Source organism: Chitinibacter fontanus (assembly GCF_013423785.1).
Classification (GTDB): Bacteria; Pseudomonadota; Gammaproteobacteria; order Burkholderiales; family Chitinibacteraceae; genus Chitinibacter; species Chitinibacter fontanus.
In genome coordinates this window covers 1874641-1901277 of the sequence record NZ_CP058952.1, presented here as the reverse complement: position 1 = coordinate 1901277, position 26637 = coordinate 1874641, and the positions used below count along the sequence as shown (strand labels likewise).

The following is a 26637-nucleotide window of genomic DNA, read 5'->3' as shown; positions in this document are numbered from 1 at the left end:
AAATAAAAGTGCGAAGCGGGCCGATAAGCCGGGTCCTGTCCGGCTGTTGCCAGCCGTGACCATCATTCCTCTAGGCGCGCCATTACTGACGCGCTCAAGCAACCTACCCGTAGACTCAGCGAGCAACCTCAACGCCTACTGCTTGGTCTTGCTCCGAATGGGGTTTACCCTGCCAGCGACTGTTACCAGCGCCGCGGTGCGCTCTTACCGACCCCTTGCGGGGCTCCCCTGACGAGGACACCTTTTCACCCTTACCTTTTCACCAATCCCAATCGCTTCAATCGATCGTTCAACTTGGCAAACTGGCGGTTCAGCTCTCTGTTGCACTTTCCGTCGGCTCTCGCCGCCTGGCCGTTAGCCAGCATCCTGCTCTATGGAGCCCGGACTTTCCTCCCCCGCCAGCATTACACTGGCAGCAGCGATGGTCTGTCCCGCTTCGCGGACGCAATTATCCGCGCTATAGCACGGCGCGGCAAGCAAGAATCAGTTTATTAGTGCGCTGGCACCGCTACTTGCCCCACTTACCCAACCGACCTTAGTCTTTTGTTGATGTCCGATTTTGAAAAAAAGATGCTATTTTTACACCTTAAATTTGCAACAAAATCACAACACCCTTTCGAATACTTGCGAATAACATACTGGAATAATATTCTTATCCACGAAGCAATGAAAACACCATGTCATACTATGCAAGTAAATTAATTCGAATATTGAAAACCATTTTTCGGGAGTTATGCAATGAAAGTACGTTCAATCCTACTCGCGGCACTTCTTTCTATTGGTAGTGTTTCTATTGCTACCGCAGCAACACCTGTAAAAGGTGAAGGTGGCAACGACAAAGCAGTTGCTCCAGTGAAAGGTGAAGGCGGTAACGACAAAGCTGCTAAACCTGTTAAAGGCGAAGGCGGTAACGACAAAGCTGCTAAACCTGTTAAAGGCGAAGGCGGTAACGACAAAGCTGCTAAACCTGTTAAAGGCGAAGGCGGCAACGACAAAGCGGCTAAACCTGTTAAAGGCGAAGGCGGTAACGACAAAGCTGCTAAACCTGTTAAAGGCGAAGGCGGCAACGACAAAGCGGCTAAACCTGTTAAAGGCGAAGGCGGCAACGACAAAGCTGCTAAACCTGTTAAAGGCGAAGGCGGTAACGACAAAGCGGTTAAACCACTAAAAGGTGAAGGTGGTAACGATAAAGCTGTTGCCCCTAGCAAATAATCTAGGCAGCTCATTGCTGAACTAAACCATCAAGGGTGACGATTAGTCACCCTTTTCTTTTGGAGTTTGACCATGAAAATGACTGCCTTCTTGACCTCGATACTCAGCATCTTGTGTGGTATAGGCTCCGCACTTGCTGCACCAACGGTCTCGGTCCGCTACACACCAACCGACAATGAAGCTCTGAAACCATATTATGAGTTCATCAAAGAGCATGACTCACTAGCACCTGCAGCTGCTACGGCCAATCTATTCAAATGGCCACACAATTTGCTGCTAGAAACCAAGGAGTGCAATGAAGTCAACGCCATGTACTTCCCAGGGCAAAATAAGATTGTGATGTGTTATGAGATTTTTAAGGACATTGCAGAAAAAGTAGAGGCGCAGCTTGGGCACCATGATCAAAAATATCGCAATGAAATCAAACATAACTCATTGGTATTTTTGTTCCGCCATGAATTAAGCCATGCCATCTTTGATATTTTCAAAATACCGCTGATTGGCAATGAAGAAATCGCAGCAGATGCCAGTGCTTTTTACTTCACATTAAGCAACGGTGATCTAGAGACCGAACGTAAGATCTTGCTGGGTGCAAAATTTTACTTTATGCGAAAAAATGAAAATTTCGGCGATGATACCCGCTATCAATTCGGCACATTCTCGGATATTCATCCACTGTATGAGCAGCGCTATTTCAATATGTTGTGCTATGCCTATGCACGCTATCCAGAACAGGCCAGCTTCCTAGTGCAACAGGAGCTATTGCCACAAGGTCGCGCAGATTATTGCCCTCGCGAATGGCAACAATTGAGCTATGGGGTTGAGCGATTAATCCTGCCTTATTTCAAAAAACCTAAGGCTAGCAAACAATAAAATCACTACCGTGTAATTAGCTGATACGCGTATTGATGGAATTTGTTCACTGTTGATTCAATATTGAATTGCTAAACTAAGCAGCACCATCCCATGTCAAGGGCTTGGGATGGATGCACTTAGCCTCACATACCCCATCAAGTATAGTCATGGAGACAATATTGAAACTACTCAACAGAGCAATACCCATTATATTAATCAGCAGCCTGAGCATGCTTGCCCACGCCGAAACCAATATGCGCTGCGGCAACTACATTATTGGTGCGGGCAATACCCGCGATGAAATTGTCAGCCGCTGCGGCGAACCCGCTGATAAACGTACAAGTACGCTACCGAGCACCTATCGCAATCGCCACGGGGAAATCGTGGTTGACTCTAGCAAACCCGCGCAGGAAATCAGCGAATGGGTCTATAACTTTGGCTCTGACAAACTAATGATGCAGCTACGTTTTGTCGATGGACAATTGCAGGACGTTAAAACGCTGGGGTATGGCTATTAGAATTGCCCGTGAGCGCACTTATTGCCAATTAACCAATGATACGCCCACAGCAACGCCGCGATTTTTGAAATTGTAGCTTTGCAGTGAATCGCCATAGCCATCAAAAGCTTGCACATAGCCATGCAGCTGGCCCGCCAGCGGGAACGCCCATTCCAGCAACCAATACGACCGATTCGGCACGCTACTATTGAATTTCAGATTATTGCGCCACGTTAGCGAGAGCTGGTGCGAGCCAATTGGATAGAAAAGTTGGGTTTCCATTCGCCCGCTGTAATCAGAAATATCTGGATTATCATCATCAGCCGCATCTTCCGGCAGCCGCCACCACGGCTTGAGAATCATCGATAGATCGCCCGAACTCAGGCCCAAGCTGGCATAGAGCCGGTTCCACGAGCGAGATAGCGGAACAGTCTGCCCATTCGATTGATGTACCAAGCCGACGTTGAGCATGCGCAGGCGTAACCAGTCGGGGCCCAAAGCCAATGGCAGTGTCGCCCATACTTCGGGTTGGTAATCCGTTTCACGGAATGGCGCCGAAGCCGCCTGGTCGTACACCTGCCAATAGCTTTGCTGGGTGTAAGCCCCCCAGACGTCAATATCCGAGCCTAAAGCGTCTTGCCACAATTTGGTTTTGAATGAGAGCTGAAATTTGGCCTCAACGTTTTTAAAACTATTAGCCGAGCGCTTAGCGCAATTACGCGGGTTGGCCGAGCAAGGCTGACGATTAACATTTTCCCGCCAAGATAGAGGCATGAAATACACGGGTTGATGAGGCTGAATAGTGAACACACCATTTTGATCTGCTTTATCCAGCTCCCAGCGCCGCGATAGGGCATCGCCTGCACTGGCTACACTGGTTTGCACCTCGCTTGGCACAGGGGCTGGCACCACAGGTGTAGCAACTTGCGCCGTCATCGGCGTATCTGGCGAGTTGTCAGTGGCCGTTCCTTCTGACGCCAGCCGGTCGTAACACGCCAAGCGCTGGCTGCTATCCCCAATCTGTTTACAGACCGCTAAATCTGCAGCCTGTGCAGACCCTACCACCAAACCCGCTAAGCAGATAATTGCTTTCATTTTCCCGTCAACCCAAGCGCCACTGCATTTATGAATGCGGCAATATTACCATTCAACAATGACAGCGCTCGCACAGAATCAGCCCCCGCGCTTCATTTGCCACACCATCAGTGAACACGACCGAGCGAGCTTAATCCGCTTGAGCTATTGGCGTATTTTGCACGGTCAAGCCCGTTTCTTGCGCTAATTGATCGCGAAGGGCTTCGGCTCGCGCTAAATTGGCGGCAGTCGCCGGCCAACTCGCAAAGGCAAACCGCTCCACCTGCTCGCTATCACCCTTCACGCCACACACCATCAGCCAAATGGTGTCCTTGCGAAATAGATTTGGATCCTGCTCCAATCTCACCTCGGTGAAAGCGGTTACCGGCGCCGAGATCGTCCGTATCGGAATGCAGCCAAATAACATGGTACGACGCTCAAACAGGGCTACTGGCGCTTTGATAAAACGCTGCTCACTGGGCAAAGCCCAAAATAGCAACATACCAGCCCAGATCGAGTAATAAAACAAACCAAAGAAATGGTTTTCAAATTGATCGGACAGCAACAAAGGTTTGCCCCACCAAGCCAGCACCAGCAAAGCCAAACCGGTAAACCACCAGATCAAGCTCTGGGTTGTACGATGGACGATCATAAAAATCTCGATAGGTATCAGAATATTGCCTATGTAGGAATGAACCTACAAGGCAATACCCTAGGCAGCCCAGCCCAAGGCCGGGCCCATGTGAGGTTTAGTCTTGCAGTTTCCAAGCGATCGTTTCACCTGCGCGCAGCGGCACAACGACGCTATCGCCAAACTGATACTCATTTGGCACCGTCCAGCTTTCTTTCACTAGCGTCACTTTCTCGCTGCTCACTGGCAAGCCATAGAAAGTGGGGCCGTTGATGCTAGCGAAGGCTTCGAATTTGTCCAAAGCGCCCGCTGCGTCAAACGCTTCGGCGTACAGCGGCAAGGCGGCGTGCGCGGTGTACATCCCGGCGCAACCGCAGCTGGTTTCTTTGGTGTGCTTAGCGTGCGGCGCGCTATCGGTGCCGAGGAAGAATTTGCTCGAGCCTGAAGTCACGGCCTTGATCAGCGCTTGACGGTGAATCTCACGCTTCAGCACCGGCAAGCAGTACAAATGTGGGCGAATGCCACCGACCAGCATCGCATTGCGGTTCATCAGCAAGTGGTGCGCGGTAACGGTGGCGGCCACATTGGCGGGGCTGCCGCCACAAATTCAGCCGCGTCTTTGGTCGTAATGTGTTCAAACACCACTTTCAGATTCGGGAAACGCGCCAGCAACGGTTGCATAATGCGGTCGATAAACACCGCTTCGCGATCGAAAATATCAATCTCGTTATCGACCACTTCGCCGTGCACCAAGAATGGCAGACCAACTTCGGCCATTTTCTCGATGGTGGGCAATACTTTGTTGATGTCGGTACAGCCCGCATCCGAGTTGGTCGTCGCGCCCGCGGGATACAATTTCACGCCGTGCACGAAACCGCTGTTTTTCGCGGCAACAATATCCTCTGGGGTGGTATTGTCGGTCAAGTACAGCGTCATCAAGGGCTGGAACGAAACCCCAGCTGGTAGCGCGGCCAAAATACGCTCGCGATATTCGCCCGCCAATTTGGCATTGGTCACTGGCGGTTTTAAATTAGGCATCACAATCGCGCGGCCAAACTCACGCGCGGTGTGTGGCAATACGCTGGCCAAGCCCGCGCCATCACGCAGGTGCAAATGCCAATCATCTGGACGAGCAATCGTTAAAGTTTGGGTCATGTCAGCGCTTCCGAATTAAAAATAAAAATTTGTTCTCATCTAGCCAGTGTTCAACTAGCTCGTTGCCAGTTTGTTTACAAAACGCCGCGAAATCAGTCGGCGTCGCCGGATCGGTGCACGTCACTTGCAACAATTGCCCGCTTTCCAGTGCTGCGAGCGCTTTTTTGGTGCGCAAAATCGGCAATGGGCAATTTAGCCCCGATAAATCAGTGGCAAGGTTGGCTTCTGGACGGGTCGACATCGGACAGACTCTAGCGGTAGCTAAAAATTGAACAGCCGCTATTGTACCAAGGCTGTCAATGCTTGTTGCGCCAAGCGTGAAAAAGCCCTGCGCAATAACGGCGCAGGGCGGGGTTTGAGCTTGCTACGCTATTGGTAGTGTACGTGTGGGAATACACCACCGGCCGCAAGCGTATGCGATGCGAGTTTGTAGCAACGATCTGATTCAAAGCAGCTCATTGCATTTTTGCTATCAGCTTGTCGCGTAAAGACGGGTTTACCATCTTTGATCGTTTGCTCCACCTTGATGTCGACGATGGTCATTGGATCAACTTTAAGTGGGTTAGCTGATAGCACGACCAAATCGGCATTCTTGCCCACTTCGATAGAGCCTTTCGATTTGTTTTCAAAATACTGATAGGCCGCCCACAGGGTTTGGGTTTTTAAGCCGACCAGCGGCGATACGCGATGCTCAGGTCCGAGCACTTCACCGCTACGAGTCACGCGATTGACCGTTGCTGAATACACACGCATCGAATCAGGAAAAGCCACTGGCGCATCGTGGTGAGAGGTAAAAATCATATCGCGCGCCAAAGCCCAACCCGTTGGTGAAATATTGGCAGCACGCTCAACACCAAGCACTGAGTTTTTATGCCAATCACCCCAGTAGAAAGTATGCATCGGGAAGAACGATGGCATGATGCCTAGCTCTTTAAACGACTCAACCTGATCCAGGCGTGCGGTTTGCGCGTGAATCGCTATAGGGCGGCGATCAGCTTTGCCCAACTTAGCTTCAGCTTGTTTCACCGCGCCGATCAATTGATCAATCGCCGCATCGCCATTCACGTGCGTCAGCAATTGCCAATTATTCTTAAACGCCATTTCGACATAGCGCAGCGCATCGGCATCTTTCATGCTTGGGTAACCAGCATAGCCTTGTTTTTGGCCTTCCGGCGGCACAAAGTAAGGTTGAGTCAGCCACGCCGTTTTGCCTTGTGGGGAGCCATCTAAATTGAGCTTCGCACCACCGACACGGAAACCATTATGATAGGTCTTGCTTAAATACGGCGCTTTGATGACATCGGTAGCGGTTTGAATATCGGGGTAGGCCACTACATCGAGCTTCAGCTTGTTCTTTTGCGCCAAACCATACATGGTTTTTACGCTGGACGACGATGCGCGGCCTTCTTGTGCCGTGGTATAGCCAAAGCGTGAATAAATATCGATGCCGGCATTAAAGATAATTTCATTATCTTTCGGGCTCAGTTTGGCAAACATCGGGAACAATAAGCCAAAAAAGGCGGTTTCTTCCATCACACCATTCGGCTGCTGGCTGCCCTCTTCACGACGGAATTTGCCGCCCGCAGGATCTTTAGTTTGGCTATTCACGCCCATTAATTCGAAGGCTTTGCTGTTCATCACACCCAAGTGGCCCGATTGATGAATAATCAAAATCGGCACATCTTTTGAAACTGCATCGAGATCTTGCCGCGTTGGATGACGCCCTTCACGCAGCTGCGAATCATCGTAGCCAAAACCCAAAATCACGCCCAGTTTTTTATTCTCAGGTTTCGCAACCCAATCGCGCAGCGTTTGCTGTAAAGAGGCAATATCACTGACCTGTCCATCAGGTGCAGCCAACAAATTGGCTGATAGCGCTTGAATGCCGGCATTAAATACGTGGCCGTGCGCATCCATAAAACCTGGGATCAGCGTTTTGCCCTGCAAATCAACCACTTTAGTTTTTTTGCCTTGGTATTTCATCACCTCGTCGCGCGCGCCGACGGCCACAATTTTACCGTCTTTGACGGCCACTGCTTCGGCATACGCCTGCAATTCATTGACCGTGACAATATCGCCACCGCTATAAATCGTATCGGCAAAATCAGCTCCGGCCAACGCCATCGAAGTCATCAAACCCATTGCAACTGTCAGTGTGGGTAACTTCATCATCAAAAATCCCGTGGCAATATCTAGATTAAACAATCTTAACGTTTACAAAACAAATAAGAATACAAGCATTAAAAATGAAAGCTTTTGTATTAAAAGTGCGCAATTAGGGCACGCGTCACGCCCAGCGATCGCCAATGCAATTTATCCTCACACTCAGGAAACTTTCTTGTATCGCCCAACTCATATCGTGCGCGGCCATTTGGCCTGATTCTGTGATGAGTGCAGCAAGATGTTTAAGAAATTGTTAGCGTCGGTTGGTGTTGGTGGAGCCACGGTAGATACCGTGTTGGATAACGCAACGGTGTTGCCCGGTGGCACGCTCAGTGGCTATGTGTTGATCAAAGGCGGCAGCGTTGATCAGGACATCGAATACGTCGATCTAATTTTGATGGCTGAGGCCGAACAGGAAGCGGGCGATAGTGAAGTGCGCGTCGCACTGCCGCTTGGCAAATTCCGTGCGTCCAACCACATCGTCGCCAAAGCAGGCCAAGAGCAACGCCTGCCGTTCACATTACAATTGCCACTAGAAACGCCAGTGAATAACGGCATTGCACTCTCTACCCCGGGGTATCCGTACCAACCCCAAGTGCGTGCTGCCGTTTGGGTACATACTGATCTAGCGATTGCTTCGGCACTGGATGCGAAAGACCGCGATTTTCTTGATGTACATCCGCTACCAGCCATGCAACGGCTGATTGCCGCCATGGGTAATCTAGGATATGCGCACGTCAGCGCGGATGTTGAAGTCGGCACAGTAAGGGTCAATGACGTTTACAGTTCGATTGGCTGCTATCAGGAATTTGAATTCCGCCCAAGTCAAGGCGGCTTTAGTCGGGTGCAAGAAGTTGAAATTACCTGTATCGCGCGACCAGAAGGCATTCATGTGCTAGTTGAAGTTGATCGCCGTTTCAGTGGCGACAGCTACCGTGCGCTGTTTATGGGCAATGATTGGCAGCACGTCGATTGGGAAAGCCAATTGCGTCAGATTATCGGCTAAGGATCAATCGCATGAGTATCAAATCCAAGCTGTTCTACAGCGCGCTGGAGCTATTGCTCAAATGGGTGCTGAAGAAAAAAGGCGGCCATTCAGGAACGCACTTTGGCAGTTACGGCCAACAGCGCCACGATGGGCACTCACAATTTGGCAGCAAAAAATATTACGGTAAAAAGCCGTATTACAAAAAAAAAAGCTGGTTTGATTAAGCACATGGGTCTGCATGCAGACCCATTTTTTCTGGGCTATGCTAAGGCAATTTGACCTCTGCAAGCGCCAATATGCCCAAAGTTCAGCGTCGTACCGTTGATTTATCCGCCTATCCTGAGCTCGTGGTGATTTACCTTGGTTTACGGGTCAATACTTGGACTGGGCTCAAAACATTGCTAGGCCTTGGTTCCAAAATCGCCAACGCAGTAGAAAATCAACCCAACGGTTTATTACGCCATGAGAATCTGATTTTTTCACTGTTTCCACCCCATATCGGCATGCGGCAATACTGGCGTGATTTTGACTCACTGGAACGCTGGGCGCGATCCGATCCACATCGCCAGTGGTGGCAGCAATTTTTACGCAACAGCGGCGGCACTGGTTTCTGGCATGAAAGTTATAGTATGCAAGGCGGCATGGAAGCCGTGTACGACGATATCCCCAATGACATCGGCTTTCTGGCTTTTGCCCCACAACGTGAAGCACGTGGCAAGATGTATAGTGCCAGAGATCGCATACAGCAAGGCGGCGAGGGGCATACATCCGGCCCCATCCAAGAAAACGAGCTTTACCCAAGCGACGATTAAGCCTGCCTTTCTGCATCGGGGCTGCCCGTAATTGGGCCACCTGCTCAAAGCGTGCTCTTAAGCCGACTGGCGCGCATGTGCATCTGCAGCAAAAAATCATGGCTCAGTGCCGCGCCACTGTGCATAATCAATTGACCTGTTTGCTGCGGAGTATTTCATGCTGATCGCCCAACCTCAGATTGCCCCTTTTTTTCCGCCATGCCGCACCTTGATGGGCCCCGGCCCCTCCGATGTTTATCCATCGGTACTGGCCGCTGGCGCTAAACCAACGCTCGGCCATCTCGACCCGCTGTTTGTCGGCATGATGGATGAAGTTAAAACCTTGCTGCAATATGCCTTCCAAACCAGCAATGAAATGACGCTAGCGGTCTCGGCGCCCGGCTCAGCGGGGATGGAGGCGTGTTTTGTAAATCTGGTCGAGCCCGGCGAAAAAGTCATCGTCTGCCGTAATGGTGTATTTGGCGAACGGATGCGACAAAACGTCGAGCGTGTCGGTGCAGTGGCCATACTGGTTGACAATGAATGGGGCAAACCCGTTGACGTATCGGCCGTCGAAGCCGCACTCAAGGCCAACCCGGATGCGAAGTTCCTCGCTTTTGTCCACGCCGAAACCTCCACCGGCGCGCGCTCGGATGCGCAGGCTTTGTGTGCGCTAGCCAAAAAGTCAGGCTGCTTGACCATTGTCGATGCGGTCACCTCGCTCGGTGGCATCGAGCTGCGCGTCGATGAATGGGGTATTGATGCGATTTATTCGGGCAGCCAGAAATGTCTGTCTTGCGTCCCCGGCCTATCTCCATTGTCATTTTCGCCTGCTGCGGTCGAAAAACTGAAAGCGCGCAAAACGCCAGTACAAAGCTGGTTTCTCGATCAAACCTTGGTGATGGCCTACTGGGGTAATGCTGCGGGCGCGAAACGTAGCTATCACCACACCGCACCAGTGAATGCGCTGTATGCGCTGCATGAGTCATTGCGCCTACTGGCCGAAGAAGGCTTGGAAAACGCTTGGGCGCGCCACGCGGCGATGCACACCTTATTGCGCGACGGCTTGGAACAGCTCGGCATTCAGTTTGTCGTTGATCCTCAATATCGACTACCGCAACTGAACACCGTACATATCCCTACTGGTGTTGACGATGCGGTAGTAAGGGCCAAATTGCTCAATGACTACAATCTAGAAATCGGTGCCGGCTTGGGAGCGCTAGCGGGGAAAGCCTGGCGCATCGGCTTGATGGGCTACGGCGCACGGCGCGAAAATGTGGCGCTGGTCTTGCATGCCTTGCGCGACGCACTGAATGCTTAAATATACGTATAACCAGCCAACTCAATTTGAATATGACTTGGCTGGCTATACCCACCGGAGGTGTGAGATGCAATTTGGCTACACAATTATTTATGTTTCAGACGTAGCCGCTTCTTTAGGCTTTTTTGAGCGTGCTTTTGGTTTTTCGCTGCGCTTTTTACACGAATCAGGCCAATACGGAGAACTGGAAACGGGCGCAACGACACTGGCTTTTGCCCAGCAAGACTTGGCACACAGCCACTTTGCAGGTGGCGTACTGACCGCACAGAGTGCCACTCAGCCACTCGGGGTCGAAATTGCACTGGTCACCACAGCAATCACGGAGGCACATCAGCAAGCCATCGCACATGGTGCCAGCGAGCTGGCGGCCCCAGCGTGAAGCCTTGGGGGCAAACGGTATCCTATCTGCGTTGCCCCGATGGTACTTTGGTGGAGCTATGTACGCCGATGAATGGCTAACTGCGAGGTCACCCCATTGGGCGCAGGGGAACTCATTGGGGTGAGGGTCAGACCATAATGCTGACGGATTTTCTTAAGCACGCCACGTTTTTCCAAGCGCGCCAATGCGGCATTCAGTACCTCGGTATCTGCCTCAGTGACACTTTTTTTACTCAGCATAAAACGCACCGGCTCGCTCAAAATTTGGGTAGGCAAGGCCGTCACCGCGATGCGCTGCTGTTTGGCCTCGTAATAAATAGCCCCGGTATCTCCCATTAACAACTGGGCACGCCCTGCCCCAAGCATTTTCATGCCCTGACTGAATGTTTCAAATGGCGAGAGCAAGCGCGCTTCATTCAGCCAGAAATAATGTTTTTTATAATCTTCCCCATACCAGCCCGCATTCGGGATAAGCAGCGAAATTTTGCGGTTTAAAATCGGGGCAAAGCCATCGAGCGAATAATATTTTTCGGCATTGTTAATCAGGGCAAACAAGCTGACTGATTCATCACGATAAGGGGCGGTAAACCAGCTAAACTCACGGCGCTCAGGCGTTTCTGACGCGGCCAGCATCAGGTCAATCTGGCCTTCCATAAACATGACTTGGCGGCGCTTGCGGGGTAATTCAGGGCCAATCTGTAGCGTACAGCGCGCTTCGGCAAATACGGCTTTGAGAATCTCAATATCGACCCCGGCTGCCTGCCCCTTACTATCGGTATATGCGTAGGGTGGCCATTGCTCAATTGCCATTTTGATGGGTTTCGTGCAGGCCAAACTAGCCGCACTGCAATACACCGCACTCAAAGTAAAGCCGATGACCGCCAATTGTTTCATGCCGAAGCCTCTAGCTACGCAGATCAAGTATTTTCGTTCTACGCCATTGCCTGCAGCATTACAAGCAGCGGGTATGCTAGCTGGCAACACTGTGGCTGAACGGCGTGCGGCACGCTCGGTTGGCTACCCGCCACTAGCCACAAATCCACCTAATACTGACACCTTTATTAATTATTTTTGACTCTGCATTTCATCAATCTCACCATGGAAGCTCAAAAATAGATTAACAGGGTGAGATCAAAATGTTGCAACGTTTCTTCATGGGCTGTATTGCCCTTTGCTTAAGCGCACTCGTCAGTGCGAATAATCCACAAATCCAAGCGGCCTACCAAGCAGCCGCCAAAGCGGCCCAAAATGGCCCAGCAGAGGTTAGCTTGATCGATCAAGCCAAACTCAAGCTGCCGAAAGGCTATGCGTTTATCCCCAAAGCCGAAGCACAAGCGTTGATGACCGCGATGGGTAATAGCGCGGGTGATGACATGCTGGGCATGATCATGCCGGAAGACGAGAATCAAAATTGGTTTATTGATGTGAGCTTTGAAAAGGCCGGTTATATCAAAGACGACGACGCAAAAGACTGGAATGCCGACGAGCTATTGACCAGCCTGAAAGAAGGCACCGAGGAAACCAACAAAATGCGCAAAGAGCGCGGGATTCCCGAGTTTGAAGTCATTGGGTGGGTAGAAAAACCCAACTACGAGGCAAGTAGCCATCGTCTGGTTTGGTCGGCCAATACCAAAGACAAGGGCGCGGCAGCCAATGAGGAGCAAGGTGTTAATTACAATACATACGCCTTGGGCCGCGATGGCTACATCAGCATGAATCTTGTTACTGGCATGAATTCGGTCGAGCAAGAAAAACCGGTCGCTAAACAGCTGCTGGCTGCGCTGGAATTTAACGACGGTAAAAAATATAGCGACTTTAACGAAAGCACCGACAAAGTTGCAGAATATGGCCTCGCGGCTCTGGTGGGCGGTGTTGCGGCGAAAAAACTCGGCTTATTGGCGATTATCGGCGCGTTTCTCGCCAAATCAGCCAAATTGATTGGAATTGCAGCGGTTGGTGGCTTTGCTGCTTTACGCAAATTTTTTGGCGGCAAAGATAAAGACCAGGCATGAAATTACTGCTGTTACTTTTTACCTCGGTTAAATTTGCCAAATTACTCACTACCGGCGGGACGATGCTGCTGTCGGTGGTGCTGTATGCGTTTGTATTTGGCTGGCCATACGCGGTGGGTTTTGTCGCCTTATTGCTGGGGCATGAAATGGGACATTATCTGGCCGCGCAGCGCCGTGGGCTCAATGTGGGCGCACCGACATTTATTCCATTTGTCGGGGCGTGGATCGAGCTGAAAGAGCAACCAATGGATGTAGAAACCGAGGCCTATATCGCGCTAGCGGGCCCGCTGGCTGGTACGGTGGCCGCGCTGGCGTGCTATTTCTATGCCCGGCACGGCGGGGGCAATTTGTATTTTGCCCTCGCCTACGCGGGCTTTATGCTCAATCTGTTTAATATGATCCCCATTTCACCCTTTGATGGCGGGCGAGTTACCGCGATTTTGTCACCCCGGCTTTGGCTGCTGGGTGTGCCGATTTTAGCGGCACTGTTTTACTTTCGCCCCAGCCCGATGCTGATCTTGGTGGCTTTTTTGGCGCTACCGCAGTTGGCAAAGGCGTGGCATTTTGACGCCACGGCGCCAGAAAACCAGCACTACTACACCGCACGCTTAGAAGATCGGATTGGCTATGGCTTTACCTATTTAGCCCTCGCGGGATTTCTCGCGGTGATGACGCATGATGTGCATGAGATGGTCGGGCATTTAGCGCGCTAAGCACGCTAAATAAAAAGCCCCAGTAAAACACTGGGGCTTTTTATTGCAGTACGACTAATTAAATTGGCGCAGATAAAGTAACGCGGTTCATCACTGGAACAGGTAATGGCGCGGATTGGCTTTGCGCTTTGATATAGGCCTCAAAAGCATCGACATCCTGACCGCCACCCAGAATATTCGTCCCCTTAGTCAGCACCGTAAACGCATCCCCACCGGCTGCCAGATAGTTATTCACTGTAATCCGGTAGTTCTGCACCAGATTAATCGGTGTGCCATTCAGTTTGACCGATGCGCGATTCACCCGTGAGCCCGCCGCTTTCGCGCGATCGTAGTTATAACTAAAACCATTCGACACCAGCAAGATGCGGTCAAACGGCTGATTATTGCTGTAGCCCGTAAACTGCTGCTCAAGCAGCTCGATCAAGTCAGCGCCAGTGACTGTCATCGACACCAAGGTATTACCAAATGGCTGCACAGTAAACAGCTGGCCATAGGTGACATTACCGCTAGCATCCGGCTGCAAATCAGCGCGTACACCGCCCGGGTTCATAAACGCGATCGTGGCATTGCCTTTATCCGCCGCCTTGGTCGCAGCCAATTGAGAATCGGCAATCACATCCCCCAAAGTACTCTCACCCGCGCCATTGGTTTGCTTGAGCAAAGCGGCGGCTACTTGTCCCACGATGCGATTTTCCAGCGGTTTGACCAATGCATCGTATTTATTGATGATGCCAGTTTGAATACTATCTTTCGCAACGTCGTTACTTACCACGATATTTTTGGCGGTTGATTTCACAATGTCGCGGGTTTTCGGATCAATCGTCAGATCAATCTCGGAAATCACCCGACCATATTGATTCGCGCTAGTCACCAGCTTGCCATTGATCTGGCAGTTGTAGGCTTGATGCGTGTGGCCGGACACCACGGCATCGACCGCGGGATCAAGGCGTTTCACGATATCAACAATTGCGCCGGACACCCCTTTACACTCGTTCAAGCCGCCGGTCTGCGTACCGCCTTCATGCACCAGCACCACAATCGACTCAATTCCTTGCTGTTTGAGCTCGGGTACGAGGGCATTGACGGTATCGGCTTCATCTTTAAAGCTCAAACCCGCAACACCGCTAGGGGTTACGATTTCTGGGGTATTTTTTAGCGTCATGCCGATAAAGGCTACTTTGACACCGCCAAACGTTTTGACTTGATAGGCAGGGAAAATCGTTTTTTTGCTCGCGGTATCAACCACATTGGCTGCCAAGAATTTGAATTTGGCGCCAGCAAAGGTGGAGCCACCTTTACAACCATCGCTAGGGTGGCAGCCACCATTTTGCATGCGCAGCAATTCGTCACGGCCGTCGTCAAACTCATGGTTGCCTACCGCATTGAGCTCCAAGCCCAGCTCGTTCATCGCCTCAATCGTTGGTTCGTCATGAAATAGTGCCGACAACATCGGGCTAGCACCGATCAAATCTCCGGCTGAAACCACGATATTGTTGGGGTTTTTCGCTTTCAGCAATTTAATCCACGTGGCCATATATTCACTGCCACCTGCCGCCACTTTAATGGTTTTGCTCGCATCATTTGGATCAGGGATCGTTACTGTGCCACCCGGTTTCAAATTACCGTGAAAATCATTAATCGCCAGCATTTTCACTTCAATCGGAGCACTACTCACGGGTGCGCTGGTGGCAGTAGGCGTAGCACTCGGTGCTGGAGTCGTCATGGATGGGTTAGTCAGCGTGGTAGTACCGCCACCATTACCACCACCGCAAGCACTAAGCAGGCTCCCCAAGGCCAACAAGGCCACAACAGATTGTTTTAACTGCATTGCAATTCCCCTCAAATAAATGAGGAGCAGCATAGGCAGACTCAATGACGATGCAATTGCTGTTTAATGAACAAATCATGAATACAGGAAAACACTTACTCACCATATACGTGGCGATGTATATCAACAAATCCTAATAATCTATTAAGTTTGCTGACAATACCCTAGATAATCAGGCATTCAACAGCGTGATTTCATGCGTGCTACGCTGCCGGTATTTTGCTATGAGCGCCAGCGTAATCAAAACAAACAGCAGGTTGGAGCTAGCCGAAAAAACCAAGGCCCAACCGCGCCCATTCTCCAACACCTGCACCAATGCATACAAGCTGGCAATCACCGATGACGCGGTCCAAATCGCCCAAGAGCTCAAGGCAATATTGGCACTCGATTTATTGCGATACAGGGTTTTCCATTGCGGAATATAGGCCAGTAAGGACAAAACCCCCACGCCGGCTTGCAATACGGTCGCACCTTCTAAAATTAGTTTATTAATTGCCATTACCCTTCCTTCCGCCATACCAAACTCACTATTGAGTAGAGCCAAATTACAGCGCAGAAGTTCAGGCTTTTAACCATGCCAAAACAAATATTACGCCGGAATAAAATGCCAACTGGCGCCAGCGCTGGCACACTGACTAGCGGAATGTTTACAAAAACAACAGCCCGGGCAAATTGGCTTCGCTAGGCTTTAATTTAAGCTAAGCTGGGAAGAAGAATTCGACCATATAGGGCGATCATGTTAAGTAAACCATTCACCGACCTTCAGCAGTGGATCAATTATTTTGCCGAGCAAGCTACGCCGATTTTGGCGCACACGCATGTTGAAATGCGGGGCTTTCATGCGCGCATCGACGAAATTGGTTTGCATGAAATCACAGGTTTGATTCGACATGACCCCTTACTTACCCTGAATATCCTGCGCTACCAAGAAGAACATCGCCATACTCGGCAAACCACCGACGTCACCACCATTGATCGCGTATTGCTAATGATTGGGGTGGTCGGCTTTTTCCGACTATTCGGCAGCTTGCCTTGTCTGGAAACCCAATCGGACGCGCAAAAGATCATGATTTACGGCGCGCACCGCACCTGCGCTCGATCTTATCTCGCCTCGCTAATCGCTGAAATGTTCAGCAATTACCGCCGTGATATCGAGCCCAAGGAAGTGATCACCGCCGCGCTGTTACACGACACTGCTGAAATCTTGCTCTGGCTGGCTTCCCCACGTCAGATGATGATGATTCAGGAAACCTTACGCTCCAACCCCAGCATGCGCAGCCAAGATGTTCAGATCAAAATTCTGGGCTGTAAAATCAATCATATCCAGCAAGGCCTAGTCGAAAAATGGCACTTGCCACGCACCTTGTTGCATCTGATTGATGATCACTACGCCGATGAGCCACGGGTGAAAATTGTGCACCTTGCAGCCTCGATTGCACGCCACTTAGAAAAAGGCTGGGATAATCCCTACTTCTGGCAGGATGTGCATGAATGCGCTTTGCTCTTTAATATCGAGCCGTATCTGGTTTACCAGCAAATCCGCGATGTTGCACTCACTGCGGCACGCAATTGGGGCTGGTATGAAGAGCAGCCCGCGGCCGCACTACTCATTCGTTAGCCAAATAACTTGGGGTATATTTACCTCGCTATTCTAATCATTAACTTAACAGCCCATACCCCAATGAGTATTCAATTTAACGGTGTTAACCTCTACACCATCGCCCAAGCACGCGAACTCGACCCCAAAGCGCATGCGCGCATTTTGAATCTGGGTGGCGATTGGCTCATTTTACTCGGCAAAAAAATGGCATTCACCGACGATGCTGATTTGCTCGGCATCATCTATGAAGCAGGCCAAACCGGCCCCGTCGCCTTCAACAGCAAAACCGCCGCCGCTGACTACATTGACCCACACACGCAGAGCTTTGCGAGTGTGTCGTGCTGATCATCAGCAATCACGTAGGGCGTATTTGACGCGGAGCGGCAATACGCCGAAGGTGAGGCACATCGTGCGGCGTAGTGCCTACGGCAACTACACCTACTTGTTGCTTCAAATTTGAATGATTGGGCTCAACGAAATATGGCGAAAGAGATTTATTTTTTTGGCAGAGATGATAAATACTATCAGTTATCAAATTTCTCAGGGGTTGGTTTTGAGTTGAATGGAAATAAATGGCGAACAATGGAGCATTATTTTCAAGCCATGAAATTTATTGGAACACCTCAATTTGATAGAATCTTACGCTGCGGATCACCAAAGCAAGCCAAAGATCTAGGGCAATCTCGAGAAACCCCGATTAGGCGAGACTGGGAGAGTGTAAAAGAAGAAATCATGCTAACTGGGTTAAGAGAAAAATTTTCAAACCCAGAACTCAAGGAATTATTACTAAGTACTGGAAAGAAAATATTAATCGAAAATTCCCCATATGATTCTTACTGGGGTATAGGTCAGAATGGTAAAGGTAAAAATCGCCTTGGTGTTCTTTTGATGCAATTAAGAACTGAATTTAAAAATGAATGAAAATTTAGTCATGCAGGTGCGCAACGCTACGCGTTTCGCACCCTACAAATGGCGAAACAACAAAAAGCCACCTTCCGGTGGCTTTTTGGCATTCAGATTGCTCGATGAGCGGCTGAATATTAATGGTATTGCTGAGCGATCTGCTGGCTGGCGACTTTGGCGGTCGTTTGCAGTACGCGATGCAATGCCATATCACGCGCTTGTGGCGCAGGTTGCCAGTCGGTGACTGGCTTACGCTGGTCGCCACGGCAGATTACGATTTGAAACCAGCCTTCCATCTCGCTAGTGCGAGTAGATGGACGAGCTTCGATATTAAAGTCAAAAGTTGTTGAGGCCATGATGGCTGCTCCCTTAACAGGGCGCTTTGTTTTTCTAGATTTTATAATCAATTGGATGAAACTACGCGCCTACACACCATCCCACGCTGGATGGAAAAGCACCAATAGAAGAGCACCGGGTTCACTAAGGAACTAAACTTGGACTGCGATCCAAGTGGGAATCAAATGATGTTGTTATCGAACATCATTGCGGCAGATTCATTACAGATAAGCTGAGGTGGCTTGCTGGAGGGAACTGCTGTTAGCAACACATCACGGTCTTGGGTTAACGCACCGTGGTTTTTATGTGCTCAATCAAATTAGTGCCGCGACTGTACGACAGATAAAAATTACTGTCAAATCATATATTTGTTAAAAGTACCTAATTTGACCAACGGTACAGCCCGCTTGAGCTAGCGAACCGCGCGGCACAATAGCAGCTTCCAACCCTCACCCCACGAGGCCACAGCATGATGCAGGAAATCGAACAACTTCCTAAGGCGGCACAACAATTACGCCGCAAAGCAGATACTCACAAGGGTATGTTTGGCTCGGTCGCCGTGCTGGGCGGAGCCGGGGGTATGACGGGGGCGGCCTTGCTGGCTGCGCGTACTGCGTTATTACTAGGGGCGGGTAAAGTTTGGGTTGGCTTGCTGGATGCCCGTATTAGCGTTGATTTTCAATATCCTGAGCTAATGCTATGCAAGGCCGAGCAGATATTTAGCCCATTACAAGCCACCCACCTTCTTGCAGGAATGGGCATGGGAACTTCGGCGCAAGCTTTGCAGATACTTGGCCACTGTTTAGCCAGCGAGTTGCCATTATTGCTTGATGCCGATGCCTTAAATCTTATTGCTGCGCACCCACAATTACAGCAACAGCTGCGTCAGCGCCCAAGCCCCACGCTGCTCACGCCACATCCTAGTGAAGCCGCACGTTTACTGGGCACCAGCACCGCCGCAGTTCAGCAGGACAGGCCCGCAGCGGCCCATGCACTGGCTGAACGCTATCAATGTCACATTGCACTCAAAGGCCATGGCACGCTGGTAATGAGCACCGATGGGCAATTAAGTCGCAATTGTTCGGGCAATGCAGCGCTCAGCAGTGCAGGGCAAGGCGATACGCTAGCGGGCATAATTATGAGCTTGTGCGCCCAAGGTTTAGAGCTGGCTAGCGCCGCTCGCGTAGGAGTATTTCTGCACGGCCAAGCGGCAGATCATTGGCTTAGCACGCATCCAGCCGGTCTAGGCTTAAGTGCGTCAGAAACGATTTATCTGGCACGCAACGCCCTCAATCACAGCTTGGCTCAAACTGAATGAGGATGTCATAAAACCGCAACACAGCAAGCGGTTAAATAGGCGCAGAATGGCAGCAGAAACAATATAAACAGTTTTTCAATAAGGAACTTTCATGCCAAGCAAATCTACGCTTCCAGCCTCTGCCCCAGCAAACACTAACGAAACTGCGACCACCAAGCCTGCTGCCGCTAAACGCACCAGTAGTACCCAAGCGGCAGCAAATCGCAAACCTGCAACTAATACTGCAGCCGCCGCCCCAAGCAAAGCTCCTGCGCGCAGCCGCCGTACCACCAGTAGCACCGCTAAGCCCGCGGCCAGCCCCCAAGCCCCAACTGTTGCCGCAAAAGCGGCGAGCGTAGTAAAAACAGCACCAGCACCCGCACAGGAAACTGCAATCAACAGCAGCGAAAAACCAGTTAAAAAAGCCGAAAAAGTCGAAAAAGTTGAAAAAACCAGCAAAAAGAGTAGTAAAAAAACCAAGCTGATTCGCGACAGTTTCACCTTTCCGGCAGCCGATTACGCACTCATTGCGGCCACCAAGCAGCGTGTGGTCGCCGCAGGCGTTGAGGTGAAAAAAAGTGAATTGATCCGTGCAGGTCTTACCGCGCTGGCGGCGATGAATGATGCACAGCTACTGGCCTTGCTCGGCGGGCTGGAAAAAATCAAAACTGGCCGCCCTAGCAAATAAGCCAGCCAACAATGCCCTCTCTGCTGTGCAGCCATGCCCAGAGAGGGAGCTTATTCCGCGGCTAACCAGCCAATTTGCCCATGACAAGCTTCATTAAGCTGCACGATCAGCGCATCGGCGACATCTGCGGTGACCGCAAAGTTAAACAGCACCTGACTGGCATGCGTCACCTCGATGTATTGCGCAGTATAGCTCGCCAGAGCCCGCCGGACATGACCCTCCAAGGCATACGGTACACAACAGCGCAAGCTACTCATCTTTAGCAATGGGATTTTTTCTGCCAGCAGCAGCGCCTGCGCGACCGAATCGGTATATGCCCTGACCAGACCGCCGGCCCCCAGCTTCACACCACCAAAATAGCGCACCACCGTAGCGAGTACCCCTTCCAGATCCTGATGCCGCAGCACATCCAGCATGGGCCGACCGGCAGTACCAGAAGGTTCGCCATCATCAACGGCGGCCGACTGACCGCCCGCTAGCAGCGCCCAACAGACATGCGCAGCCGTCGGGTGTTCCGCTTTAAGCTGATTCACTATTTGCTGGGCGGCCGCACGATCGCTCATCGGCTGCACACAGGCGATAAAGCGGCTCTTTTTGATGATTAATTCAAAATGAGTGGGTGATTTCAGGCTAAAAGGCATGATGGCAGAACAAAAATTACAGCCAGACAAAGTAGGGCATGTACGTGATTTGAGCAACCCATTTTTGGCACCGCAATCGAAACACTCTGGATCGAAAAGCATCATGCGCCATAAAAAAATCATAAAAATTAGGTACTTAATTTTTTGGCTATCAGCACAATTAGTAAATGCAATTTGCCGCAATGATTAGTTCGACCTAATGTAAAGCCATCCCACCGTTAATCACCGAATGAGGAATCGCCATGTCTAACGAAGCAAAATGCCCATTCGCGGGCGCAGCTAACAAACGCACGCAAAACGGTAGCCCATCGAATACCGATTGGTGGCCCAATCAACTTAATCTCGCTATCTTGCATCAGCATTCGAGCAAATCCGACCCAATGGGTGCTGATTTTGACTACGCGACCGAATTTAAAACCCTGGATCTGGATGCCGTCGTGGCCGACCTGAAAGCCCTGATGACTGATTCGCAAGATTGGTGGCCCGCCGATTGGGGCCACTATGGCGGGCTGATGATCCGCATGGCCTGGCACTCAGCCGGCACTTATCGCATTCATGATGGCCGCGGCGGCGCCGGCACCGGCAACCAGCGCTTTGCGCCACTCAATAGCTGGCCGGATAACGGCAATCTGGATAAAGCCCGCCGCCTGCTGTGGCCAATCAAACAAAAATACGGGCGCAAATTATCATGGGCCGATCTGATGATCTTGGCCGGGAATGTGGCGCTGGAATCAATGGGCTTTAAAACCTTTGGCTTTGCCGGTGGCCGCGCCGATATCTGGGCGCCGGAAGAAGATATTTATTGGGGATGGAAAAAGCCTGGCTTGCCACCAGCGATCAGCCCAATAGCCGCTACTCGGGCGAGCGCCAACTCGAAAACCCGCTCGCCGCGGTGCAGATGGGCCTGATTTATGTGAACCCTGAAGGCCCAGATGGCAAGCCCGACCCCGTGGCCTCGGGCCGCGATGTGCGCGAAACCTTTGGCCGCATGGCGATGAATGATGAAGAAACCGTGGCACTGGTGGCCGGTGGCCACACCTTTGGTAAAGCCCACGGCGCGGGTGACCCGAAACTAGTGGGCCCTGAGCCCGAAGCTGCACCGCTGGAAGCACAAGGCTTGGGCTGGATTAATCAGCTGGGCAGCGGCAAAGGTATTCATACCACGACCAGTGGCATTGAAGGCGCGTGGAAACCGAACCCAACCACCTGGGATAACGGCTACTTTGACATGCTGTTTGGTTACGAGTGGGAGCTGACCAAGAGCCCCGCCGGCGCGCATCAATGGACGCCGAAAAACTGTAAACCGGAACATCTGATCCCCGACGCGCATGATCCAAGCATCAAGCATCCACCGATGATGACCACGGCAGATTTGTCGCTGCGCTTTGATCCGGCCTACGAAAAAATCTCGCGCCGTTTCCACCAAGACCCAGCCGCCTTTGCCGATGCTTTTGCCCGCGCGTGGTTCAAACTCACTCACCGCGATCTGGGCCCGCGCAGCCGTTACCTGGGTAAACTGGTACCGCAAGAAGAGCTGATCTGGCAAGACCCTGTGCCCGCCGTGAGCCATCCACTGGTCGATGCCGCCGATATTGCCGCGCTGAAAGCCCAAGTGCTGGCCAGCGGCCTGAGCATCAGCCAACTGGTGAACACCGCATGGGCTGCCGCCGCTACCTTCCGCGGCAGCGATAAGCGTGGTGGCGCGAACGGCGCACGGATTCGCCTCGCCCCGCAAAAAGACTGGGCCGTGAATAACCCGCCAGAGCTGGCGCAAGTGTTGGCACTGCTGGAAGACATCCGCAGCCGCTTTAACGCCGCGCAAAGCAGTGGCAAGCAGATCTCGCTGGCCGATTTAATCGTGCTGGCAGGCTCAGCTGCCGTAGAAGCTGCCGCAGCCAAAGCAGGCATCACCATCAGCATACCATTCACCCCGGGCCGGACCGACGCTAGCGCCGAGCAGACTGATGTGGAGTCTTTTGCGGTGCTAGAACCTCGCGCCGATGGATTCCGTAATTTCACCCAGCCAGGGCTAGAAAACGTCGCCGCCGAATTGCTGATAGATAAAGCGCAATTGCTCACGCTCAGCGCGCCGGAGATGACGGTATTGGTAGGCGGTATGCGAGTGCTGAGCGCCAACACCGGTGGCAGCCAACATGGTGTATTCACCGCGCGCCCCGGTGTATTGAGCACGGATTTCTTTGTTAACCTGCTCGATATGCGCACCCAATGGCAACCAAGCGCCACCACCTGCGTACTGGAAGGCAAAGATCGCCGCACCGGCGCGCTGAAATGGACTGGCACTGTGGTTGATCTGGTGTTTGGCTCAAATTCGCAGCTACGCGCCCTCGCCGAAGTCTATGCCGCCGCCGACGCGCAGGAAAAATTCGTGCACGATTTCGTGGCGGCTTGGGTCAAAGTCATGGAGCTAGATCGATTCGATCTGCAATAAGCAAGTTAATTAGCCGTATTTAAAAACCAGCCTGAGCGGCCTTGCGCCGCATCAGGCTTTTTTATGGCATCAACCCAACATTTCAAACCGAATACAAAAGACAGCAAAAAGTCAGTTAAAATAAAGGAAACGTCTATGGATTTACAGGCCATGTCCTTTACGACTCACTGCCGCACCCTGGTTTTACTCCTGCTGTTTAGCGCATACGGCCATGCCAGCGTACAAACGGAATCCGAAACCAGAGCTTTAGTTGAAAATGAACTTCGCTATTTGATCAGCAAAAAAGACTTTGCCGGCTTGGAAAAATTTTATACCCCGCTGCTTTCACCCAAAGAGCGCACCCCCAGCGGCATTTGGAAACTCTCGGTGGTCGCTGGCGGGATCGATAGCCTGCTTTATTACAGCCCCGACCCCGGCTATTGGCAAAACCAAGCGGATTTTGTCACTGAATGGCGTAAAGCCTACCCCAAATCCACCGCGGCGATGCTCTACGCCTCCACTATGTACAACACTCAAGCCTGGCAATTGCGCGGGAATGGCATGGCCAACACTGTTACAGAAGCTAAGTGGCCTGCGATCAAGCAATTGGCCAACCGGGCAAGAAAAGAACTAGAAGCTGCTGGTGAACAAGGCAAGCGTGACCCAACGTGGTATAGCCAATTCATTGCGGTTAGTCGCTTGGCCAATGATGGTGGCGAGCAAATGCGTAATCAAATGATTAGCGAAGGAATTGCTCGGCATCCCGGCTATTACCCGATTTATTTTGAGACGATTTTTAGCCTAACGCCCAAATGGGGTGGCAGCTACGAAGCAATCGATGAGTTCATTCAAGCGGCGGTGAAAAACCCGAAAAACAAAGATGGTTTAAGCCTGTATGCACGGACTTATTGGTATCTGGATCAGGCACAAACCCACGGTGAGCTATTCAAACTGAGTAAAGCCGAATGGAAAATCATGAAGCCAGCGTTTGCCGATCTGGTGAAACGCTATCCCGATAGCTGGAATATGTCTGCCTTTGCTTATTTTGCCTGCTTAGCGCAAGACTATCCGCAAGCGGGGCTTTTACTTAAGCAATTAGGCTCGCAACTTCAGCTCGGCAGCTGGAGCAGTAAAGATGGCGCAGAAAGCAGCTACAACGTTTGCAAAGCGGGTATTGAGGCGGAGCAAATGGACCCCGCCGAAAGAGCGCGGCAAAACGAAGAAGCTCAGCGAGACAGCAAGCGCTTGCTCGAAGAAATACTTGAGGCTACTAAGCGAAAACAACTGAAACTTTAACCAAAGTAAAACCCCAGCATTGCCAACTACTGCATTAATTGAGATGCATCTGCTGGCGCTGCGGCGCGCTGGTTTTTTTGTCGGCCACTTTGGGCTGCTTGCCGGCGTAATCGCTATTAATCAGCGCCTCGGCCTCATCCGCCCCCATACCCTGCCCCTGTAACCACTGGCAAACTAGCCTAGCCAAGCGGTCCAGCGCAATACGGTGTGTCGCGTCGGTGTGAGCGTAAATCCAATCCGAAAAAGCCATAAAGCGCGCAAACGGCGCATCGCCCAACATCACCGGCAGCGTATGAGCAAACCGCCCCGAATTCGCCACCAAGTCCCAATAGCGCGCAAAACGCACCAGCCGCTGCATCGTCGTGAAGTCGATATCGCGATTAGCCAAAATCGTATACGGCGGGAATGGGTCGTACTTCATTGCAAATTCGTCGGTATGGCGAATAATGGGCGTGCCGCGCAGCCGTTTCAAAATGCCGAATTGAATCTCATGCGGGCGCAAGGCATACAAATGATCAAAGCCTGCGCCAAAGCTCTCGACCGTTTCACCCGGCAAACCGGCAATCAAATCCACATGCATATGCGCGTGGCTGTGCTCAACCAGCCAGCGGATATTATCGGCGGCTTTGTCGTTATTCTGCTTGCGGCTGACTAGCGTTTGCACCTCGGGGTTAAAACTCTGGATGCCGATTTCAAACTGCAACGCGCCGGGCGGGAATTTCAAAATGCTTTCGCGCAGCGCCTCGGGCAAATGATCGGGCACCACTTCAAAATGCGCAAACACCGGGTCGTCAGGATGTGCGGCGATCTTGTCGAGAAAAAACTGCATAATCCGCAAACTGGTCTTGATATTCAAATTAAAGGTACGATCGACAAACTTAAACAAGCGCGCACCGCGCTGATACAGCGTTTCCATTTCAGCCAGAAAACGTTCCAACTCGAACGGCCACGCGGTTTTATCCAGCGCTGACAGACAGAATTCGCACTTAAACGGACAGCCGCGCGAGGCTTCGACGTACAGCGTGCGGTTTTTAATATCATCGTCGGTATAGAGCTGATACGGCAGCTGCAAATCATCGAGCTTGGCCTGCACACCGACGTGGATTTTCATCAGTGGCTGCGGGCCGTTCAAAATCTGCCGGCACAGATCGGGCAGCGTCACCTCGCCCCAGCCGGTGATTACGAAATCGGCTTCTTTGACAATCGCCTGCTCGGCAGTCTCGTACGAAACTTCTGGTCCACCGAGGATAATTTTGACTTCAGGCGCAACGCGTTTGAGCAAGGCCACAAGACGTGCGGTTTCCTCGACATTCCAGATGTAGACGCCAAAGCCAATGATTTTGGGCTTTTTCGCCAACAGACGCTCGGCAAACTCGGTCGTTTTGCCGCCGATGACGAACTCCATGATTTCAGTCTGCGGCTGCAAATCACCCATATTGGCCTGCAAATAACGCAGCCCCAGCGAGGCATGCGTGTAACGGGCGTTCAGCGTAGACAAAATAATCGACATGACAAAACCAGCAGTGAGGATTGCGAAGCAAAACGCTATTTTACGGGTTTATGCTGGCGAAGGGGCTGGCGATTGCTCAAAGGCGGGGGGCGGCTGCGGCACCAGCAAATTCACCACCAGCAAAACGGCATTGATGCCAAGCAGAGATGACTCAACTAAACTCGGTGACTAGCCGCAGACGGCCAAGAGCGGAAGTAACACTGTGTTTTTCATGCCCTATCTTAGCGTCAACTGCTCTTCTTATAGCTAACGCTAATGACATCGGTAGATGGGTTAGCTTATATCCGATTAAGATTAGCCCTCAATGGGTAAGCATACTT

At 51.4% G+C, this 26637-nt stretch carries 29 protein-coding genes, 1 other RNA gene and 1 pseudogene; 19 read left to right on the top strand and 12 right to left on the bottom strand.

Annotation, left to right across the window (positions count from 1 at the left end; genetic code table 11):
- Positions 1-8 precede the first annotated feature (8 nt).
- An RNA gene (gene rnpB, locus HZU75_RS08845) (RNase P RNA component class A) lies at positions 9-438 on the bottom strand.
- A 300-nt stretch (positions 439-738) separates the two neighbouring features.
- On the opposite strand from rnpB, the gene HZU75_RS08840 reads away from it, so the two are divergent.
- From HZU75_RS08840 to HZU75_RS08830, 3 genes are all read left to right on the top strand, one after another.
- Entirely contained in the window at positions 739-1212 is a 474-nt protein-coding gene (locus HZU75_RS08840) for a hypothetical protein (RefSeq protein WP_180305738.1), read from the top strand.
- 72 nt (positions 1213-1284) lie between these two features.
- Positions 1285-2085: a DUF4344 domain-containing metallopeptidase gene (locus HZU75_RS08835; protein ID WP_180305737.1), complete on the top strand. Its 801-nt coding sequence runs from the start codon at positions 1285-1287 to the stop codon at positions 2083-2085.
- Positions 2086-2297: 212 nt separating this feature from the next.
- Positions 2298-2585: a DUF2845 domain-containing protein gene (locus HZU75_RS08830; protein ID WP_180305736.1), complete on the top strand. Its 288-nt coding sequence runs from the start codon at positions 2298-2300 to the stop codon at positions 2583-2585.
- Between the two features lie 18 nt (positions 2586-2603).
- Here the strand turns inward: HZU75_RS08830 and HZU75_RS08825 are convergent, their stop codons facing one another.
- The 5 genes and pseudogenes from HZU75_RS08825 to HZU75_RS08805 form a co-directional block, all read right to left on the bottom strand.
- The gene (locus HZU75_RS08825) at positions 2604-3659 is read right to left on the bottom strand and encodes a phospholipase A (RefSeq protein WP_180305735.1); all 1056 of its coding nucleotides are present in this window, start codon (positions 3657-3659) and stop codon (positions 2604-2606) included.
- A gap of 130 nt (positions 3660-3789) precedes the next feature.
- Positions 3790-4290 carry a hypothetical protein gene (locus HZU75_RS08820; protein WP_180305734.1) on the bottom strand — a complete coding sequence of 167 codons (501 nt, stop codon included), beginning with the start codon at positions 4288-4290 and terminating at the stop codon, positions 3790-3792.
- A 97-nt stretch (positions 4291-4387) separates the two neighbouring features.
- Positions 4388-5424, bottom strand: a pseudogene (gene pyrC, locus HZU75_RS08815) (dihydroorotase).
- Position 5425: 1 nt separating this feature from the next.
- Positions 5426-5665, bottom strand: coding sequence for a sulfurtransferase TusA family protein (locus HZU75_RS08810; protein ID WP_180305733.1), 240 nt, complete (start codon positions 5663-5665; stop codon positions 5426-5428).
- A gap of 128 nt (positions 5666-5793) precedes the next feature.
- A complete protein-coding gene (locus HZU75_RS08805; protein ID WP_228028008.1) occupies positions 5794-7596 on the bottom strand; it encodes an amidohydrolase in 1803 nt (600 codons plus the stop codon).
- A 229-nt stretch (positions 7597-7825) separates the two neighbouring features.
- Here HZU75_RS08805 and HZU75_RS08800 point away from each other — a divergent pair, with 229 nt between their 5' ends.
- The 5 genes from HZU75_RS08800 (at position 7826) to HZU75_RS08780 (ending at position 11066) form a co-directional block, all read left to right on the top strand.
- A complete protein-coding gene (locus HZU75_RS08800; protein ID WP_180305732.1) occupies positions 7826-8593 on the top strand; it encodes a sporulation protein in 768 nt (255 codons plus the stop codon).
- 11 nt (positions 8594-8604) lie between these two features.
- The gene (locus tag HZU75_RS08795) at positions 8605-8799 is read left to right on the top strand and encodes a hypothetical protein (RefSeq protein WP_180305731.1); all 195 of its coding nucleotides are present in this window, start codon (positions 8605-8607) and stop codon (positions 8797-8799) included.
- A 72-nt stretch (positions 8800-8871) separates the two neighbouring features.
- Entirely contained in the window at positions 8872-9387 is a 516-nt protein-coding gene (locus HZU75_RS08790) for a phenylacetaldoxime dehydratase family protein (RefSeq protein ID WP_180305730.1), read from the top strand.
- 157 nt (positions 9388-9544) lie between these two features.
- Positions 9545-10687: a pyridoxal-phosphate-dependent aminotransferase family protein gene (locus tag HZU75_RS08785; RefSeq protein WP_180305729.1), complete on the top strand. Its 1143-nt coding sequence runs from the start codon at positions 9545-9547 to the stop codon at positions 10685-10687.
- Complete coding sequence (locus tag HZU75_RS08780) at positions 10680-11066, top strand: VOC family protein (protein WP_228028007.1); 387 nt, start codon at positions 10680-10682, stop codon at positions 11064-11066. Before HZU75_RS08785 ends, HZU75_RS08780 begins: the two co-directional genes overlap by 8 nt.
- A gap of 56 nt (positions 11067-11122) precedes the next feature.
- Here HZU75_RS08780 and HZU75_RS08775 read toward each other — a convergent pair whose 3' ends face one another.
- Positions 11123-11959, bottom strand: coding sequence for a substrate-binding periplasmic protein (locus HZU75_RS08775; protein WP_180305728.1), 837 nt, complete (start codon positions 11957-11959; stop codon positions 11123-11125).
- A gap of 242 nt (positions 11960-12201) precedes the next feature.
- Between HZU75_RS08775 and HZU75_RS08770 the strand changes: the two genes are divergently transcribed.
- Positions 12202-13077: a DUF2167 domain-containing protein gene (locus HZU75_RS08770; RefSeq protein ID WP_180305727.1), complete on the top strand. Its 876-nt coding sequence runs from the start codon at positions 12202-12204 to the stop codon at positions 13075-13077.
- Positions 13074-13790 (top strand): site-2 protease family protein, encoded by a 717-nt coding sequence (locus HZU75_RS08765; RefSeq protein WP_180305726.1) that lies wholly within the window; start codon positions 13074-13076, stop codon positions 13788-13790. The genes HZU75_RS08770 and HZU75_RS08765 overlap by 4 nt, the downstream gene beginning before the upstream one ends.
- A 58-nt stretch (positions 13791-13848) precedes the next feature.
- On the opposite strand, the gene HZU75_RS08760 is transcribed toward HZU75_RS08765, so the two are convergent.
- Together HZU75_RS08760 and HZU75_RS08755 are read right to left on the bottom strand one after the other, a co-directional pair.
- A complete protein-coding gene (locus HZU75_RS08760; protein ID WP_180305725.1) occupies positions 13849-15618 on the bottom strand; it encodes a bifunctional metallophosphatase/5'-nucleotidase in 1770 nt (589 codons plus the stop codon).
- 172 nt (positions 15619-15790) lie between these two features.
- Positions 15791-16117, bottom strand: coding sequence for a PQ-loop domain-containing transporter (locus HZU75_RS08755; protein WP_180305724.1), 327 nt, complete (start codon positions 16115-16117; stop codon positions 15791-15793).
- 237 nt (positions 16118-16354) lie between these two features.
- On the opposite strand from HZU75_RS08755, the gene HZU75_RS08750 reads away from it, so the two are divergent.
- The 3 genes from HZU75_RS08750 to ybiA all read left to right on the top strand — a co-directional run bounded on the left by HZU75_RS08750 (position 16355) and on the right by ybiA (position 18139).
- Positions 16355-17236 (top strand): HDOD domain-containing protein, encoded by an 882-nt coding sequence (locus tag HZU75_RS08750; protein WP_180305723.1) that lies wholly within the window; start codon positions 16355-16357, stop codon positions 17234-17236.
- A gap of 63 nt (positions 17237-17299) precedes the next feature.
- Positions 17300-17563 (top strand): hypothetical protein, encoded by a 264-nt coding sequence (locus tag HZU75_RS08745; protein WP_180305722.1) that lies wholly within the window; start codon positions 17300-17302, stop codon positions 17561-17563.
- Between the two features lie 135 nt (positions 17564-17698).
- Positions 17699-18139, top strand: a complete 441-nt coding sequence (gene ybiA, locus HZU75_RS08740) for a riboflavin biosynthesis intermediates N-glycosidase (protein ID WP_180305721.1) — start codon at positions 17699-17701, stop codon at positions 18137-18139.
- 119 nt (positions 18140-18258) lie between these two features.
- Here the strand turns inward: ybiA and HZU75_RS08735 are convergent, their stop codons facing one another.
- On the bottom strand, positions 18259-18477 hold the full coding sequence (locus HZU75_RS08735; protein ID WP_157670193.1) for a hypothetical protein: 219 nt from the start codon (positions 18475-18477) through the stop codon (positions 18259-18261).
- Between the two features lie 449 nt (positions 18478-18926).
- Between HZU75_RS08735 and HZU75_RS08730 the strand changes: the two genes are divergently transcribed.
- Together HZU75_RS08730 and HZU75_RS08725 are read left to right on the top strand one after the other, a co-directional pair.
- On the top strand, positions 18927-19775 hold the full coding sequence (locus tag HZU75_RS08730; RefSeq protein WP_180305720.1) for an NAD(P)H-hydrate dehydratase: 849 nt from the start codon (positions 18927-18929) through the stop codon (positions 19773-19775).
- Positions 19776-19866: 91 nt separating this feature from the next.
- Positions 19867-20442, top strand: coding sequence for a hypothetical protein (locus HZU75_RS08725; RefSeq protein ID WP_180305719.1), 576 nt, complete (start codon positions 19867-19869; stop codon positions 20440-20442).
- Between the two features lie 50 nt (positions 20443-20492).
- Here HZU75_RS08725 and HZU75_RS08720 read toward each other — a convergent pair whose 3' ends face one another.
- A complete protein-coding gene (locus tag HZU75_RS08720; RefSeq protein WP_180305718.1) occupies positions 20493-21083 on the bottom strand; it encodes an IMPACT family protein in 591 nt (196 codons plus the stop codon).
- Here HZU75_RS08720 and HZU75_RS08715 point away from each other — a divergent pair.
- From HZU75_RS08715 to HZU75_RS08705, 4 genes are all read left to right on the top strand, one after another.
- A complete protein-coding gene (locus HZU75_RS08715; protein WP_180305717.1) occupies positions 21082-21273 on the top strand; it encodes a hypothetical protein in 192 nt (63 codons plus the stop codon). The genes HZU75_RS08720 and HZU75_RS08715 overlap by 2 nt on opposite strands.
- Before the next feature lie 52 nt (positions 21274-21325).
- A complete protein-coding gene (locus HZU75_RS17650; protein ID WP_308419407.1) occupies positions 21326-21991 on the top strand; it encodes a peroxidase family protein in 666 nt (221 codons plus the stop codon).
- Entirely contained in the window at positions 21892-23532 is a 1641-nt protein-coding gene (gene katG / locus HZU75_RS08710) for a catalase/peroxidase HPI (RefSeq protein ID WP_308419406.1), read from the top strand. The genes HZU75_RS17650 and katG overlap by 100 nt, the downstream gene beginning before the upstream one ends.
- A gap of 150 nt (positions 23533-23682) precedes the next feature.
- Entirely contained in the window at positions 23683-24807 is a 1125-nt protein-coding gene (locus HZU75_RS08705; protein WP_180305716.1) for a DUF4034 domain-containing protein, read from the top strand.
- Positions 24808-24841: 34 nt separating this feature from the next.
- On the opposite strand, the gene HZU75_RS08700 is transcribed toward HZU75_RS08705, so the two are convergent.
- Positions 24842-26317, bottom strand: a complete 1476-nt coding sequence (locus HZU75_RS08700; protein ID WP_180305715.1) for a B12-binding domain-containing radical SAM protein — start codon at positions 26315-26317, stop codon at positions 24842-24844.
- Positions 26318-26637 lie beyond the last annotated feature (320 nt).